Source organism: Vagococcus sp. 211 (assembly GCF_056322705.1).
On sequence record NZ_CM150475.1, the window covers coordinates 1,062,788 to 1,078,884 of the forward strand.

Annotated in this window: 16 protein-coding genes; 14 read left to right on the forward strand and 2 right to left on the reverse strand. The window is 37.8% G+C overall.

What is annotated here, in order from left to right:
- Window positions 1-26: 26 nt before the first annotated feature.
- Window positions 27-1,373: a glucose-6-phosphate isomerase gene (locus ACVWM0_RS05250; protein ID WP_476473570.1), complete on the forward strand. Its 1,347-nt coding sequence runs from the start codon at window positions 27-29 to the stop codon at window positions 1,371-1,373.
- A 181-nt stretch (window positions 1,374-1,554) separates the two neighbouring features.
- On the opposite strand, the gene ACVWM0_RS05255 is transcribed toward ACVWM0_RS05250, so the two are convergent.
- Together ACVWM0_RS05255 and ACVWM0_RS05260 are read right to left on the reverse strand one after the other, a co-directional pair.
- Complete coding sequence (locus tag ACVWM0_RS05255) at window positions 1,555-1,785, reverse strand: CsbD family protein (RefSeq protein ID WP_476473571.1); 231 nt, start codon at window positions 1,783-1,785, stop codon at window positions 1,555-1,557.
- Window positions 1,786-2,000: 215 nt separating this feature from the next.
- Window positions 2,001-2,195 (reverse strand): hypothetical protein, encoded by a 195-nt coding sequence (locus ACVWM0_RS05260; RefSeq protein WP_476473572.1) that lies wholly within the window; start codon window positions 2,193-2,195, stop codon window positions 2,001-2,003.
- A 184-nt stretch (window positions 2,196-2,379) separates the two neighbouring features.
- Here ACVWM0_RS05260 and ACVWM0_RS05265 point away from each other — a divergent pair, with 184 nt between their 5' ends.
- The 13 genes from ACVWM0_RS05265 (at window position 2,380) to ACVWM0_RS05325 (ending at window position 16,070) form a co-directional block, all read left to right on the forward strand.
- Window positions 2,380-2,817: an OsmC family protein gene (locus tag ACVWM0_RS05265; protein ID WP_476473573.1), complete on the forward strand. Its 438-nt coding sequence runs from the start codon at window positions 2,380-2,382 to the stop codon at window positions 2,815-2,817.
- Window positions 2,818-2,917: 100 nt separating this feature from the next.
- Window positions 2,918-3,724, forward strand: coding sequence for a hypothetical protein (locus ACVWM0_RS05270; RefSeq protein WP_476473574.1), 807 nt, complete (start codon window positions 2,918-2,920; stop codon window positions 3,722-3,724).
- 120 nt (window positions 3,725-3,844) lie between these two features.
- Window positions 3,845-5,182, forward strand: a complete 1,338-nt coding sequence (gene murC / locus ACVWM0_RS05275; RefSeq protein WP_476473575.1) for a UDP-N-acetylmuramate--L-alanine ligase — start codon at window positions 3,845-3,847, stop codon at window positions 5,180-5,182.
- Between the two features lie 36 nt (window positions 5,183-5,218).
- Window positions 5,219-5,911: a Bax inhibitor-1/YccA family protein gene (locus tag ACVWM0_RS05280; RefSeq protein ID WP_476473576.1), complete on the forward strand. Its 693-nt coding sequence runs from the start codon at window positions 5,219-5,221 to the stop codon at window positions 5,909-5,911.
- Between the two features lie 103 nt (window positions 5,912-6,014).
- Complete coding sequence (locus ACVWM0_RS05285; protein WP_476473577.1) at window positions 6,015-6,395, forward strand: GntR family transcriptional regulator; 381 nt, start codon at window positions 6,015-6,017, stop codon at window positions 6,393-6,395.
- Window positions 6,392-7,489 carry a DUF1648 domain-containing protein gene (locus tag ACVWM0_RS05290; RefSeq protein ID WP_476473578.1) on the forward strand — a complete coding sequence of 366 codons (1,098 nt, stop codon included), beginning with the start codon at window positions 6,392-6,394 and terminating at the stop codon, window positions 7,487-7,489. Before ACVWM0_RS05285 ends, ACVWM0_RS05290 begins: the two co-directional genes overlap by 4 nt.
- 85 nt (window positions 7,490-7,574) lie before the next feature.
- A complete protein-coding gene (gene polA / locus ACVWM0_RS05295) occupies window positions 7,575-10,232 on the forward strand; it encodes a DNA polymerase I (protein WP_476473579.1) in 2,658 nt (885 codons plus the stop codon).
- Between the two features lie 54 nt (window positions 10,233-10,286).
- Entirely contained in the window at window positions 10,287-11,135 is an 849-nt protein-coding gene (mutM, locus tag ACVWM0_RS05300; protein ID WP_476473580.1) for a DNA-formamidopyrimidine glycosylase, read from the forward strand.
- On the forward strand, window positions 11,132-11,734 hold the full coding sequence (gene coaE, locus ACVWM0_RS05305; RefSeq protein ID WP_476473581.1) for a dephospho-CoA kinase: 603 nt from the start codon (window positions 11,132-11,134) through the stop codon (window positions 11,732-11,734). The genes mutM and coaE overlap by 4 nt, the downstream gene beginning before the upstream one ends.
- A 92-nt stretch (window positions 11,735-11,826) precedes the next feature.
- Window positions 11,827-12,228, forward strand: coding sequence for an MmcQ/YjbR family DNA-binding protein (locus ACVWM0_RS05310; RefSeq protein ID WP_476473582.1), 402 nt, complete (start codon window positions 11,827-11,829; stop codon window positions 12,226-12,228).
- A gap of 1 nt (window position 12,229) precedes the next feature.
- A complete protein-coding gene (locus tag ACVWM0_RS05315) occupies window positions 12,230-13,027 on the forward strand; it encodes an AAA family ATPase (RefSeq protein ID WP_476473583.1) in 798 nt (265 codons plus the stop codon).
- Window positions 13,028-13,080: 53 nt separating this feature from the next.
- Window positions 13,081-14,001: an aldo/keto reductase gene (locus ACVWM0_RS05320; protein ID WP_476473584.1), complete on the forward strand. Its 921-nt coding sequence runs from the start codon at window positions 13,081-13,083 to the stop codon at window positions 13,999-14,001.
- A 119-nt stretch (window positions 14,002-14,120) separates the two neighbouring features.
- Window positions 14,121-16,070 carry an alpha/beta hydrolase family protein gene (locus ACVWM0_RS05325; RefSeq protein WP_476473585.1) on the forward strand — a complete coding sequence of 650 codons (1,950 nt, stop codon included), beginning with the start codon at window positions 14,121-14,123 and terminating at the stop codon, window positions 16,068-16,070.
- Window positions 16,071-16,097 lie beyond the last annotated feature (27 nt).

Here is a 16,097-nt window from a genome sequence, read left to right on the forward strand (position 1 = left end):
GATTGACAAAACATAGGAGGATGATTATGGCTCACATTAAATTTGATTACTCAAAAATCGGTTCATACTTAGGAGAACACGAATTAGGGTACATGCAAGCTGAAGTAAGTGCTGCTCACCAACAACTTAGAGAAGGTAGTGGACCAGGTAGTGACTACTTAGGATGGATTGACTTACCAGTCAACTATGATCAAGAAGAATTTGCTAGAATTAAAAAAGCAGCAAACAAGATCCAATCAGATTCAGAGGTTTTAGTAGTAATTGGTATTGGAGGCTCGTACTTAGGAGCAAAAGCTGCGATTGATTTTCTAAATCATTCATTCTATAACTTATTAGATAATGGCGAAAGAAAAGCACCACAAGTCTTCTTCGCTGGAAATAGCATCAGCTCTTCCTATTTAGCTGACTTAATCCACATCATTGGTGATCGTGATTTCTCTGTTAACGTGATTTCTAAATCAGGAACAACAACAGAACCAGCTATCGCATTTAGAGTCTTTAAAGAATTATTAATTAAAAAATATGGCAAAGAAGAAGCCAATAAACGTATTTATGCTACAACAGACAAAGCTCGTGGCGCAGTGAAAACAGAAGCTATGGCTGAAAATTGGGAAACGTTTGTTATTCCTGATGATGTTGGGGGACGTTTCTCAGTATTAACAGCTGTAGGTCTATTACCAATTGCTGTTACAGGAGCAGACATCGACGCTTTAATGAAGGGGGCTGCAGATGCACGCACTGCTTATAGCAATGATGATCTAGCAACCAACGAAGCGTATCAATATGCAGCGTTACGTAATGCGTTATACCGCAAAGGGAAAGTAACGGAGTTATTAATCAATTACGAACCAAGTTTACAATACTTCTCTGAATGGTGGAAACAATTATTTGGCGAGTCTGAAGGAAAAGACCAAAAAGGAATTTACCCATCAAGTGCCAATTTCTCAACTGACTTACATTCATTAGGTCAATACATTCAAGAAGGACGCCGTAATATTTTTGAAACAGTTATCAAAGTAGATAAAGCGCGTCATTCATTAGCCATTCCTGAAATGGAACAAGATTTAGATGGCTTAGGGTATATTCAAGGTCAAGACATTGACTTTGTTAATACTAAGGCCTTTGAAGGAACATTATTAGCTCATACAGATGGTGACGTTCCAAACTTTATTATTACCATTCCTGAAACAGATGCTTACACATTAGGTTATTTAATGTATTTCTTTGAAATCGCAGTAGGTATTTCAGGTTATTTAAACGGAGTTAACCCGTTTGACCAACCAGGAGTAGAAGCTTACAAGAAAAACATGTTTGCTTTACTTGGTAAACCAGGATTTGAAGAATTAGCAGAAGAATTAAACAAACGTCTATAATACAACGTTTAAAGTATGTTTTTAGGTTCCGTGGTAACCAAAACATGTATGCCTAAAACAATACGTGGTGGTACATTTGGTACTACATTGCAGAAAAAGCACCCAGATTTTAGAATCTGAGTGCTTTTTTTATTCTAATAAAAAAGTTCCTCACACCCAAAAGTGTCAGGAACTAAATATATTATTTTTTATGGAATTTTTCTTTTGTTTTTTCTACAAATTCGTCTGTTTTTTTCTTGCCTTCGTTCATTAACCCTTCGGCAGTCTCTTTCACATCATGAGCGAATTCTTTTCCTTTACCTACAGCTTGATCAACATGACCTTCTGCTTTTTTTTCTTCGTTACCTGTAACATCGCCATAGACTTCTTTAGCTTTCCCTTTAAGTTGGTCTGTTTTTCCATTATCTGTCATAATACGTTTCCTCCTTAATAGTTTACGTTATCTTTGGTACAAGATAATTATCTATCTTAAGAGTTGAAAAGGCAAGTAAAATGCACTGATAGACTTATGAAAGTACCGATTTTCGTTCATTAATTAATAAAATAGGAGTTATTAGTATAAAAATACCCAAATAAAAAAGACCATGTGATACATTTAATTATATCAAGAGGGTCTTTTTAAATTTGTTATTTTTGATCATCATCATCACGGCCGGTTCTGAATTGTTGTAATAAGAAGATAAATAGGAAAAAGAATAGAGCTTCCCATAAAGTAGACGTCCAATCAATCGAGCCGGTTTTGACAAAGACAAGGTTACCGATATTAGCAATAATAAAGTAAATAAGAGTTAGAATTAGAGCGTTTTTAATTCTTTTTAACATGTTATCACCTTCTCCTTGTTTTCATTATACCTAAAATTAATAAAAAAGCATACCTTTATCCTACTAGCTTTTATAGGGGGAGGGGTATACAATAAAGATGCCTATTTTGATACAAATTTCACAAACGGTTGAAAAACGCTTACTTTGTGCTAAAATTAACTTATAAAATGTTGGAGGGATTACAATGGCAGTTGAAAAATTTCAAGCAGTAGCAGAGAATACAAAAGGGTTACAAGTATCATGTAAAGCCCGCGGTTTTGAGTTTATTTTAGATGAACCTAAAAATCTAGGTGGAACAGACAGTGGTATGAACCCAGTTGAGGCATTATTAGGTTCGCTTGGAGCTTGTAAAGTTATTGTAGCTAAAAGCTTTGCTAAATTTCATAATATTAACTTAAACAGCATCAAGGTAGAATTAGAAGGAGAACTTGATACTGACGGCTTTATGGGTAAAAACCCAAACGCAAAAATCGGTTTTTCAAAAATCGTTTCTAAGTTCTATATTGATGCAGATAATACTGACGAAGAAATCGAAAAATTTGTTATCTTTATTAACAATACCTGTCCAGTAGCAGACACAATTAAAAATGCGCCAGTTATGGAAAACTATATCATGAAATAAAAAGAGAAAGCACGGGAAACCGTGCTTCTTTTTATGCTTCAAGGTTTTTTTATTTCACTAGGTGTGATAAACTAAACCTAGAAACTAAAAGGAATGATACATGATGGCAAATCTTTCAGAGGATAAAAGAGAACACTTTCGATTCCCTGTCTATGATGACAAAATCGGTGTAAAATTAAATAGAAAAAATAAGCGTGACTTCTTAAAAGGTTTCTTAGATGATGGTTTTATATACGAAGACGAACGTGAAGCTTACGAAAATAAAATCGAAATCGATCCAGTTGACATGATTGAAGAACCAGATTATTTTGGGTCAGACAAATTATTGTCTCAAAATGATGTCGTGGCATCACCCAAACGACAATCGCAATTTGTTTCTAAAACGGTGACAATTGAAAGTGATCGACCGAAAAAAGGGCCGGATAAAGGTGACGTTTATGTTGCGCCTAGCGTAGAGACTGATGCTAGTTATCAGTCCCCACAAGCTGCTTTTTCTAATAAATTTTACGAAGCAGATCACTACGGTAAAGCGAAGCACAGCAAGCATATCAAGAATACATTTGAGTCGTCGTATAATTTACCAGGAGAAAAAAATCAAACCATATTTAAACCAAAACACATTCCAGCTTCTCTAATAGATGAAGACAATCGTCCGAAGCATGCTAGGGAGCTTATTGTGGATGAACTGAGACGAGCGGCAAGTGAAAACTTACTGGTACTAGAATCAGACAATCCCACGTCTTTAAACGGGGTAGAATCTAATCCTGTTAGTATAGAGGGCGTACCGTCTCATCACAAACCCGCCATCAATAACAAGAAAAAGAAAAATCAGCGGTTAGATAAATCTCTGTCAGGTATTATGGCAGACGAAGCGAATGCGAATATGGACCACTACTATGTCGACTAATTTTACTTACATTGGTTGTGTACCGATGTAAGTTTTTTTGTTGATTATTTGACAAAAGTGTATCATAATATGGTACGAATCATAACGTGATGAAATAGAGAGATAGAAAAGAGGATTTTTATGGACATTCATAAAAATAAAACATACCATTTTGTAGGAATTAAAGGGTCAGGAATGAGTTCTTTAGCCTTATTACTACATCAAAAAGGATACAATGTACAAGGATCAGATATTGAAACTTACTTTTTCACCCAACACGAACTAGAAAAAGCAGGCATTACTTTATTGCCTTTCGATGAAGGGAACATTACAGAAGACCTAGTCATTATTGCCGGAAACGCCTTTCCAGACACGCATGTAGAGATACGTGAAGGATTGAAGAAGGGATGCCAAGTTATTCGTTATCACAAATTCTTGGGTCAATTCATTAATCAATTTACAAGCATTGCAGTGACAGGCTCTCACGGAAAAACAAGTACGACAGGATTATTATCTCACGTGCTAAGTGGCATTCAACCAACCAGTTATCTGATTGGAGATGGCACAGGACACGGAGAACCAGATGCTACGTTCTTTTCTTTTGAAGCTTGTGAATACAGACGCCATTTCTTAGCTTACGAACCAGATTATGCGATTATTACAAACGTGGATTTTGATCATCCGGATTATTATAAGAGCATTGATGATGTGTTTGATGCTTTCCAAACATTCTCTAGCGGTGTGAAAAAAGGCGTGGTTGCTTTTGGTGACGATCCTTATTTACGCCAGTTAAAAGTAGATGTTCCTGTTTATTACTATGGTAAAAATGATAACGATGATTTCCAAGCCGTTAACATTGAAAGAACGACTACGGGCTCTAACTTTGATGTACGACACAATGGAGAAACCATCGGTAATTTCTCAGTACCAGCTTACGGCATGCATAATGTAATGAATGCCTTGAGCGTTGTAGCTATTACTTATCTTGAGGGCTTAGATATGGCAGAAGTTAGTCAAGAAATGCTATCATTCAGTGGGGTGAAACGTCGATTTAGTGAAAAACACGTCAGCGACATGACCATTGTAGATGACTACGCACATCATCCAGCTGAGATTAAAGCGACCATTGATGCTGCTCGCCAAAAATACCCTGATAAAGAGATTGTAGCTGTTTTTCAACCTCATACTTTCACAAGAACTGTTGCCCTTTTAGATGAGTTTGCTGAATCATTAGATCTAGCAGACGCTGTGTACCTATGTGATATCTTTGGCTCTGCTAGAGAAAATGCAGGCAGTGTTAAAATAGAAGACTTAGGTAGCAAAATCAACAAAGGTGGCGATGTTATCACTGTTGAAAACATGTCTCCTCTATTAGATTACCATCATGCAGTAATGATTTTTATGGGAGCAGGGGACGTTCAAAAATTTGAAATTGCCTATGAAAAATTATTAAGTAACACACGCAAGAACACAATGTAATGAAATGACAACAACATTTAAATAGGAGGTATCGTTATGAACAACAATCAAGTTGAAACATCGATTGGTTTATCCAAATTTTTTAGTAAAGTATACGGTATGTTAGGACTGGGGATTGCTATTAGTGGCGTAACGTCATTTTTATCTTTGACAGTGTTCCAAGAACAATTTATTAATTTATTCTTTAATGGTGGTCGTTTTGCCTTCTTTGGTATCTGGATTGCTCAAATTGCCTTAGTGGTGTACTTAGGAAAATCAGCGTTTGCTAATACCAACACATCTAAATCGATTGTGGGCTACATTGCTTATGCGATGTTGACTGGGTTAACGTTAACGGTTACGTTAGTTATGTATTCAGGACCTGCTATTGTCCAAGCTTTTGTAACGGCATCTATTATGTTTATTACGATGTCTGTCGTTGGAACGGTGGTTAAAAAAGATTTAAGTGCTATGGGACATGCCATGTTTAGTTTCTTAATTGGAGCAATCATTGCCATTGTTCTAAATGTCTTTTTCCTAAAAAGCTCAGCAGTTGATTTATTTATCAGTTTAGCATTAGTCGTGATATTTGCTGGTTTAACAGCATATGATAACCAAAAAATCAAAGTGTTCTACCAACAATACGGTGAGCAAGCCGGTATGGGACTCGTTGTTTATTGTGCTCTAACATTGTACTTAGATCTAGTAAACCTATTCTTAGCTCTTGTTAGAATTTTCGGTAGAGATTAATTTTATCCTTTGAAGACCTTTCTTATGAAAGGTCTTTTTTTGTTATAGTTGACATATAACATAAAACGTTATACTATATATATAACGAAAGGAGCTGATATAAATGTTTATTACCATAGATATGGAGTCAACTATTCCTATTTATACCCAGTTAGTCTATCAAATAAAGGAAGGTGTCCTACGAGGGAACATCCAACCTGGTACAGCTCTTCCTTCTGTTAGATCACTTGCCAGTGATATTGGGATTAATTTACATACAGTGAACAAGGCTTATAAACTTTTAGCAGAAGAAGGGATTGTGGTACAAGAGAAAAAAGGATTTAGGATTTCCAACGATCTTCCCATGAAAATGTCTGACCCTTCTTTGGCATTACTGAAAATAAAAATCAAAGAAATGGTCATAGATAGCCAGATTTACGGACTAAATCTAGATTCGTTAATACAAGACACAACTAAAACCATTCAACGAGGTGAAAGACTATGATCATCTATTTAATCGGAACCACTGTCTTAATTGGGATTATTTTAGGGGCTACTCCTTATATGAGTCAGTACCATGTGCCTTTTGGTGTGACGTTAACAGGACATGATGCTCGCGGAGAAACCGTTAGAAAATGGAAAAAAGCGCATTTTCTATATCATATGAGTTTAGCCGCTTTTTTGAGTCTTCTTTTATGGTTAGTGCAAGGGAAAGCAACGGAGGAACAGTTTGGGATTATTTATACCGGTGTCGTATTTTTCCAATTTATGTTGTCTTTTATTTTTTACATCCATTTTTACAATCAGTCTAAAAAATTAAAAGAAAAAGCTTTGATAACAACCAAGCCAGAGCAACGGATCGGCATTGACTTGGCCTTTAGGCAAGAACCCTTCACTTTTTCTACTAGTTATTTAGTCACCATAAACGTCTTGCTCGCCTTGATTACGGCTGGTGTGACACTGCTGAATTATGAGCGTATCCCTGAGGTGATTGTCACTCAGTGGGATATGTCTATGACACCAACGACGATGACAGATAAAAATTATATGTCCGTCCTAGCAATTCCAATGATGCAATTATTCATCGGGATAATCATGGGTATCTCTAATTATTCTATCCAACAAGCGAAACAGCGGGTAGATGCTCGGAAAGCCCCTGAGTCAGCTAAAAGAGACAAACGTTTTAGAAAACAATCATCTCTGATGTTAGTAGCTATTTCGATTGGTACACAATTACTCCTTATGGGAACTCAAAGTGCCAGCATGCAAGCTTTTATTTCACCTGAAGCCTTAATGGTCCTATCTCTTCTGTTTTTTGTGTTCGTTATAGGTTTGGTTTTATGGTTAGGTCTTCGTTATGGACAAGGCGGTAGTAACATTGATACTGAAGCTCTAGCCGAAGAAGAGGGGTTTCCAAGTTACGATGACGATCAGTACTGGAAATTAGGAATGTTCTATTATAATAAAGAGGATCCAGCCTTTTGGGTTGAAAAAAAGATGGGGTTAGGTGTTACTTTTAACATGGCAAAATGGCAAGGATGGGCCTTTTTAGTCGGAGTTATTCTGATTCCTCTCGTTATTGTTTATCTTATGATTTAAAAAGCATCTTCGGATGCTTTTTATTTTTCGCATAAACTGGCAAAGTTTGTTAGAATAAATAATGAGTGAAGAATGGAGTGGCTTAATGAAAAAAAATAAGTTGTTATTGATAGATGGAAATAGTATTGCCTTTCGTGGCTTTTTCGCCCTTTATCAATCTTTAGATAGATTTAAAAATGCCAATGGCTTACATACCAACGCCTTGTATGCAGTGAATAATATGTTGGAAGGTGTATTGAAAAACGAAGACCCAAGTCATGTACTAGTGGCCTTTGACGCGGGGAAAACAACCTTTAGACATGCTTTTTTTGATGATTATAAAGCCGGTCGTGCTAAGACACCAAGTGAGTTCAGAGAACAAATGCCTTATCTAAGAGAATTAATTGAAGGCTTAGGGATGAAACACTATGAATTAGCCGATTATGAGGCCGATGATATTATCGGAACCTTAGCTAAACGTGTGGACCCAGAATTATTTGATGTGGTTGTCTTATCTGGAGATAAAGATTTAACTCAGCTCGCAGCAGATAATATTCGTGTAGATGTGACGATTCGCGGCGTCAGTGAAATTGAGTCCTACACACCAGAACATATCATGGAAAAATATGGCTTAAAACCTGAACAGATCATTGATATGAAAGGTCTTGCGGGAGACCAATCAGATAACATTCCTGGTGTAACGAAGATTGGCGAAAAAACAGCGATTAAGTTATTAAAAGAATTTGAGACTGTGGAAGGCGTTTACGAGAACGTTGAAGACATGAAAAAAAGCAAGATGAAAGAAAACTTAATCAATGAAAAAGAGATTGCCTTTTTAAGTAAAAAATTAGCAACTATTGATGTGAACAGTCCGATTGAGGTTGATGTGGCTGACCTTGCTTATAGTGGGAAAAACTTAGACAAATTAATTCCTTTCTATCAAGAAATGGACTTTCAAGCGTTCCTTAAAAAATTAGATACCAGTGGCATCGATATTCCTCAAGAAGACAAGGCAGAGATTGCCTTTACGGTTGTCACGGAAAACGATGTAACGGAAGACATGTTCCAAGATGGTATGTCTTTATACGTGGAAATGTTAGATGATAATTATCACGTGTCTCCTATTGTGGGAATGGCTTGGGGAAATGAGGACAACATTTATGTCGCAGCTGATTTAGGCGTATTAGATGCGCCTTTAGTTAAAGCGTGGTTAGCAGATGAGTCTTTCAGTAAAAAAGTGTACGACTTAAAGAGAACCTATGTGGCTTTACATGGTTACAATAGCCCAGTTAAAGGGTTAACATTTGATGCGTTATTGGCTGCCTATTTAGTAGATTCTACAAACAATAGCGAAGATATGGGAGAAGTTGCAGAGCGATTTGGCTTTACTGATTTAGACCGAGATGAAGCGGTTTATGGAAAAGGCGTTAAAAAAGGCGTACCAGAAGATGTTACGGTCTTATATGAACACCTTGCTCGTAAAGTATCGGGCATTAACTATCTATATACACCTCTGTTAAATCAATTGGAAGAAAAAAATCAATTAGGCTTATTTACAGACATTGAATTGCCCTTAGCTCTTATCTTAGGTGACATGGAAATAACAGGAATTACAGTTAATGCACAACGATTAAACGAAATGAAGGGTGAATTTGCGGAAGTTCTCGCAGACATTGAACAAAAAGTCTACAAAGAAGCTGGAGAAGCGTTCAATCTAAATTCACCGAAACAATTAGGGGTGATCTTATTTGAAAAAATGGGGTTACCTGTGATTAAAAAAACAAAAACGGGCTATTCCACAGCAGTGGATGTTTTAGAAAAATTAAAAGGCGAATCTCCAATTATTGATGACATTCTAACGTACCGTCAAATTGCTAAAATTCAATCAACCTACGTTGAAGGGTTATTAAAAGTGATTGGGCAAGATCAAAAAATACATACCCGCTATGTCCAAACCTTAACGCAAACAGGTCGACTAAGCTCTGTGGATCCGAACTTACAAAATATTCCTGTTAGGTTAGAAGAAGGACGTAAGATTCGTCAAGCTTTCGTGCCTCGCCATGAAGACTGGCAATTATTTGCTTCCGATTATTCTCAAATCGAATTAAGGGTGCTTGCTCATATTTCTGATGATGACCATTTAAAAGCAGCCTTCAACGAAGGACAAGATATCCATGCGAGTACGGCGATGCGTGTCTTTGGTATTGGGTCTGAAGAAGAAGTGGATAGCAACATGCGTCGACAAGCAAAAGCGGTCAATTTTGGTATTGTCTATGGGATTAGTGATTACGGTTTATCCCAAAACTTAGGAATCACTCGTAAAGAAGCCCAACTTTTCATTGATCGTTACTTTGATAAGTACCCTGGGGTAAAAACCTACATGGATGACATTGTTGAGAAAGCAAAAGAAGCCGGTTTTGTTGAAACCCTGTATCATCGCCGTCGTTATTTACCTGATATTAAGGCGAAGAACTTTAACTTACGTTCTTTTGCTGAACGAACAGCAATTAATACGCCGATTCAAGGAAGCGCAGCAGATATCCTAAAAATTGCGATGATTAAAATTGATGCAAGATTAAAAGAAGAAAACATGGAAGCAACCATGTTATTACAAGTACATGATGAGTTGGTCTTTGAAGCACCAGCTTTAGAAATACCTAAGTTACAACAGATTGTCGAAGAAACAATGGAGCAAGCGGTCAGCTTATCTGTTCCTCTTAAGGCAGACAGTAGCGTAGGTAATACTTGGTACGACGCCAAATAAATAGTATATTAATATCCCTTTAGCGATAGAGGGATATTTGTTAGGAGAGACATTATGCCTGAATTACCAGAAGTAGAAACCGTCAGAAAAGGATTGACTCAGCTAGTCATAGGGAAAACCATTGCCTCTGTCAGTGTGTTTTGGCCACGTATTATTGAGTCCCCTGACGTAGATGTATTCAAAATCGAACTTATTGGACAACGTATCAACAGTGTTGAACGCCGTGGTAAATACCTTATTTTTAAACTATCCTCTTTCGATATGATTAATCATTTAAGGATGGAAGGTAAATTTGAATACCATGAAACAGACGATGCACGGAGCAAACACACCCATGTGATCTTCCACTTTACAGACGGCACCGAATTACGGTACTTGGATGTCCGTAAATTTGGCCGTTTTACCCTTGTTGCGAAAAATCAAGGGGGTGAGTACAAAGGCATTAAAAAATTAGGACCTGAACCCGTACTGCCTGATTTTGATTTAGAGACATTCGCTACAGGATTAAGTAAACGAAGTAAAGCGATTAAACCTTTGTTGTTAGACCAGTTGCTTGTGACAGGATTAGGTAATATTTATGTGGATGAGTCCTTATTCCTTGCTAATATCCATCCTGAACAAGAAGCAGATACCCTGACACCTTTGGAAATAGAAAAACTTCATCAAGCCATTATCCAGGTCTTGGGTGATGCTGTTGAAGCAGGTGGTACAACCATTCGTTCTTACAAAAATGCTCTAGGAGATGCTGGGACCTTTCAAGTCTCTCTAGCCGTATATGGCAAAACAGGGGAAGCTTGCCCATTCTGCGGAGAAGCCATTAGTAAAATGAAAGTAGCGCAGCGAGGAACTCATTATTGCGGGAACTGTCAACCTTATCATCAAAGAAAGAAGGCGACGACATGACCTATGTTTTAGGTATCACTGGAGGCATTGCTTCTGGCAAAAGTACGGTCAGCCAGTACTTCTCTGAACGTAACATACCAATCATTGATGCAGATATCGTCGCAAGAGAAGTTGTAGAGATAGGAACTCCTGGCTTATCTGCCATTGTTGCCTCATTTGGTCAAGAGGTGTTACTTGAAGATGGCTCGTTGAATAGAAAAAAATTAGGGGATATTATTTTTAAAGATTCTGATAAAAGAACCCTCTTAAATGCCTTATTAAAAGAGTTTATTGATAAAAGAATTCATGAACTTATCTGTTATTACAGAAAAGAAACCACTCCCTTAGTGATATTAGATATTCCTTTGCTCTTTGAAGCAGGGTATGAAGAGATGGTGGATGAAGTGATGCTTGTTTTTGTATCAAAAGAACAGCAACTAGATCGTCTCATGGCTCGAAATGATTTAACCGTGGAAGAGGCTAAAGCGAGAATTAATAGTCAAATGCCCCTCCAAGATAAAACGTTGTTATCTGATACAATCATTGATAACAATGGCACGAGAGACAATACTGTGAAACAATTAGATAATTGGATGTATCGTTTTTATGCAACCAGGTAAAGAATAAAAAAAGCGGGTGCCCACTCAGAACAGTGGCTACCCGCTTTTTTATTAACATGTTATACTCAATTTATATGAAAAGGAGTGATCGAATGTTACCAATGTCTGAGATACAAACAAGAATGTCACATTGCATAGCCTATGGTGACTCCTTAGCTGGAGCTAGGGTGTATTTTCGTGAAGACTGGGGGACGTATTACTTTGATCTATTAGGTAAACAATTCGGCTTAATGTCAGAAGCAGTAACGGAAGAGACCTTTATTACCTTAAAAAATGACCCTGATAAAAACATAGCCCTGCGAGATGCCTTTGAAGGGGGAATTATCCCTGGTTACTACGCGAATAAAAAGCATTGGAATTCTATTTATTTAGGCCACGAGATGGTAACAGAAGAACTCTTGGAACAAATGATTCTAGAATCCTATCAATTCGTCTATCAAAAATTAACGAAGAGTCAAAAAGCTACAGTTAACGAGGGACATAAGGAGGGATAATATGTTACTAAGCCGTGTGTTGTACGAACATACTAGGGAGAAACATCCGCAGTATCCCTTTTCTATGCCTTGGTTACAAGGGTTTGAAGGAATTGAGTTTGACCAGCCTGTCACGTTCTTAGTTGGTGAAAACGGTATAGGAAAGTCTACCTTCATTGAAGCATTGGCCATGACGTGTGAAGCCATACAATTAACCAATCAACCCTTCTCTCTTAACCCTGAGTATGAGGATGTTTCAAAGCTAGCGGAAGAATTGGTTCTTCATTGGCATTACAAAACCAAACGTGGCATGTTTTTTAGGGCAGATGATTTCATCACATTTATTAGACAGACCGAGCAACGAAAAAGAGAAGCGGAACAAGCTATTGAAGAGATAGAGGTGCGAAACACGCATTCACCAGAATTAGAAAAAATTCCTTACCTTAACACTTTAGCTGCTCTTGATAGACTGTACCCCGTAGAGTTACAGACCTTATCTCACGGACAATCATTTTTAGCCTTGTTTAAGAGCCGTCTTGTTCCAAAAGGTCTCTATCTATTGGATGAGCCTGAAACCCCTTTAAGTCCTCAAAATCAGCTGTCTTTGATGTATCTGATTCATGAACAGGTGAAACAAGGGTCACAGTTTATTATTAGTACCCATTCGCCTATTCTAACGGCTTACCCTGACGCATCTATTCTAGAATTAAGTGAGCAGGGGATAGCTCCAATCAAATACGAAGACATGGAGCACGTTCAATTTATGACTCATTTCATGTCAGACCCTAAGCGGTTTATACACTACACATTACAGGAGTGAATTTTCTAGTGCTGTGTTATAATTAATGTAGCTTATTATAAGGAGGCAATAATGTGAACTCTATTCATTTAGGTGGTAATCAAGAACTTAAGGTATCGCAAGTAGCTTTAGGCTGCATGCGTATGAACAGTCTGAACAAAACCGAGGCAACATCTTTACTAGAAACAGCCGTAGCAAGTGGCATTAACTTTTTTGACCATGCAGATATTTATGGTGGTGGTGACTGTGAGACCTTGTTTGGGCAAGCCTTACACGAGAGCAGTATTAAACGTGAGGACATCTTTATCCAAAGTAAATGCGGGATTAGAGAAGGGCAATTTGATTTCTCTAAGGAACATATTCTCACTGCTGTTGATGGGATATTGGAACGATTAGATGTGGATTATCTGGATGTGCTAGCTCTACATCGCCCGGATACTTTAGTAGAACCTGAAGAAGTAGCAGACGCATTTAATGTCTTACAACATAGTGGCAAAGTGCGTCATTTTGGGGTGAGTAATCAGAACCCTATGCAGATTGAATTGCTTAAAAAATATGTGGAGCAGCCCTTACTTGTTAATCAGTTACAATTTGGGGTAATGGCAACTGCAATGGTTGACCAGGGCTTTCATGTTAATATGCGTGATGAAGCGAGTATTAACAGAGATGGTAGTGTCCTCGATTATTCTCGTTTAAATGATATGACGATCCAAGCGTGGTCACCGTATCAATATGGTTTCTTTGACGGTGTCTTTTTAGGCAACGAGAAGTTCCCTGAATTAAACCAGACAATTGATGAACTAGCAGAAACATATGGTGTTACCAACACAGGTATTGCAACAGCTTGGATTTCAAGACATCCTGCCAACATGCAAACCATTCTTGGAACAATGAAGGAACACCGCATACAAGAAGTGGCAAAAGCGTCTGATATTCGCTTAACCAGAGAAGAGTGGTATCGTATTTACCGAGCAGCAGGGAATATTTTACCTTAATTGAAGAGACGAACGCGAGATTCTTTCATCTAAAGACCTCGCGTTTTTGTCTATCCTCTAGTTATTTAATAACAGAAGAGGTAAAATAATAACAGAAGGAAAGGTAAGGTGGTAAGAGTATGACAAAAATAACAGAAGAAACGATTTTTGAGTTAGTGAGTTTGTCTCAACCTGTGTATCGGGATAACCAGGTTTATTTTATTGAAACACGCTTGAATCAAAAAGAAGACACTTACGAAACGCGCATTCTTAGTATGGATTTAGAAACGAAGATAAAAAAACATTGGGGCAATGATAGTCTGAAAGTCTCTCGACTGGATGTCTCGCCAAACGGGAAATGGCTAAGTTTTGTTGCACCTGACAAGGAAGATAAGGGACAAGTTTATTTAATGCCTACAACAGGTGGTAAAGCAGTCCTTCTCACAGAAGAAAAGCAAGGAGTCAGCTTCTATAAATGGTCTGAAACAAGTGGTGCCATTTATTTTCAAACAAGTCAATGCCTAAATAAGGAATTAACAGAAGAAGAAAAGAAACGCCCGCAAGTCATGGCAACAGATAAGTTGACCTATAAATTAGACGGCGCAGGAACGTTACCTGCTAATCAAAACAACCAAATTAAGAAAATAGATATTAGTACGAGACAAGTAGCAACATTAATGGAAACAAAAGAAGACATTGGTTTATATCATGTCTCTATGGATGAAACGTTCTTATTATATGGCGCAGATTTAGTAAGAGATGATGAATGGGACTATGGTAATACGGTTTATTATTATGATATCGCTGAACAAACCTCCCATTCGTTAACCACATCAGTACCTAAAGGAAGTTTTTCTGTAGCTGATGTTAAAGAGGATCGTTATGTTTTGTTAAAAGGAAGCGATTTTAGATTTAACTTTGTGACACAAGAAGAGCTTTATTACTATGACTTAGAAGAGAGACAACTGATCTGTTTGACAGAAGAAGAAGACTTATCTATTGGTGATGGTATCATTAGTGATTTTCATCAAAACGTTAGAGGTGTACGCAGTCGTTGGAATGAGGACATGACGTTTACCTTCCCTGTGACAGAGCATGGAAAATTACAATTATACAAAGGGGATATGACGAAAAAAATCACTCGTTTATTCGATGAAAAAGGACATCTAACAGACGCATGTTACATGTCTGATGCAGAGATGATTGTCACGTATTCAGATTTAGTAACCCCTAGCCAGTTAGCTAAAATCGATGTGACAACTGGGAAATTAGAGCCTATTTATAACCCGAATGAAGCCCTGATGAAGGAATGGACAGTGAGTCAGCCAGAGATGTTTTGGTGTAAAGGGGCTCAAGGGTGGCCAATCCAAGGGTGGTACGTGCCACCAGTCAATGTAACAGGCAAACATCCTGCTATTCTTTATGTTCATGGTGGCCCACAAGTGTGTTACGGAGAGACTTTCTTCCATGAAATGCAGGTGCATGCTGCACGAGGATATGGCGTTATTTTACTTAACCCACGTGGTGGCGATGGTTATGGTCAAGACTTTGTTAAATCTATTCTTGGGGATTACGGGAATGATGATTTCAAAGATTTAATGATGGGGACAGATTTTGCCATTGAAGAGTACCCAACCATCGATGAATCCAATCTTTTTGTGGTTGGTGGTAGTTATGGCGGGTTTATGACAAACTGGATTGTAGGTCATACTAACCGCTTTAGAGCAGCTGTTACCCAAAGAAGTATTTCTAATTGGCTAAGTTTTTATGGCACGAGCGACATAGGTCCATTCTTTGTTAACTTCCAATTATTACATGATATCAATGATGTGGACGCCTTATGGCAAATGTCACCATTGGCTCATGCTCATAATATCAAGACGCCACTCTTGGTACTCCATAGTGCGGAAGATTTAAGATGCCCGCAAGAGCAAGGAGAACAAATGTATGTCGCAGCTAAACGGCAACGGGTCGACACCAAACTTGTGATATTCCCTAAATCAAGCCATGGATTATCACGCATTGGTATACCAAGTCTTCGCATGAGAAGATTACAAGAAATTGAAGAATGGTTTGATACTTACTTGTAAGGACTTCCTTTAGTATGACTTAAGTAA

What these genes read in the sequence shown, in the direction of transcription:
- murC (WP_476473575.1), top strand. Translation starts at nt 3,845, where the DNA reads ATGGACATTCATAAAAATAAAACATACCATTTTGTAGGAATTAAAGGG.
- ACVWM0_RS05280 (WP_476473576.1), top strand. Translation starts at nt 5,219, where the DNA reads ATGAACAACAATCAAGTTGAAACATCGATTGGTTTATCCAAATTTTTT.
- ACVWM0_RS05310 (WP_476473582.1), top strand. Translation starts at nt 11,827, where the DNA reads ATGTTACCAATGTCTGAGATACAAACAAGAATGTCACATTGCATAGCC.
- ACVWM0_RS05290 (WP_476473578.1), top strand. Translation starts at nt 6,392, where the DNA reads ATGATCATCTATTTAATCGGAACCACTGTCTTAATTGGGATTATTTTA.
- ACVWM0_RS05265 (WP_476473573.1), top strand. Translation starts at nt 2,380, where the DNA reads ATGGCAGTTGAAAAATTTCAAGCAGTAGCAGAGAATACAAAAGGGTTA.
- ACVWM0_RS05255 (WP_476473571.1), bottom strand. Translation starts at nt 1,785, where the DNA reads ATGACAGATAATGGAAAAACAGACCAACTTAAAGGGAAAGCTAAAGAA.
- ACVWM0_RS05270 (WP_476473574.1), top strand. Translation starts at nt 2,918, where the DNA reads ATGATGGCAAATCTTTCAGAGGATAAAAGAGAACACTTTCGATTCCCT.
- ACVWM0_RS05250 (WP_476473570.1), top strand. Translation starts at nt 27, where the DNA reads ATGGCTCACATTAAATTTGATTACTCAAAAATCGGTTCATACTTAGGA.
- ACVWM0_RS05325 (WP_476473585.1), top strand. Translation starts at nt 14,121, where the DNA reads ATGACAAAAATAACAGAAGAAACGATTTTTGAGTTAGTGAGTTTGTCT.
- polA (WP_476473579.1), top strand. Translation starts at nt 7,575, where the DNA reads ATGAAAAAAAATAAGTTGTTATTGATAGATGGAAATAGTATTGCCTTT.
- ACVWM0_RS05260 (WP_476473572.1), bottom strand. Translation starts at nt 2,195, where the DNA reads ATGTTAAAAAGAATTAAAAACGCTCTAATTCTAACTCTTATTTACTTT.
- mutM (WP_476473580.1), top strand. Translation starts at nt 10,287, where the DNA reads ATGCCTGAATTACCAGAAGTAGAAACCGTCAGAAAAGGATTGACTCAG.
- ACVWM0_RS05315 (WP_476473583.1), top strand. Translation starts at nt 12,230, where the DNA reads ATGTTACTAAGCCGTGTGTTGTACGAACATACTAGGGAGAAACATCCG.
- ACVWM0_RS05285 (WP_476473577.1), top strand. Translation starts at nt 6,015, where the DNA reads ATGTTTATTACCATAGATATGGAGTCAACTATTCCTATTTATACCCAG.
- coaE (WP_476473581.1), top strand. Translation starts at nt 11,132, where the DNA reads ATGACCTATGTTTTAGGTATCACTGGAGGCATTGCTTCTGGCAAAAGT.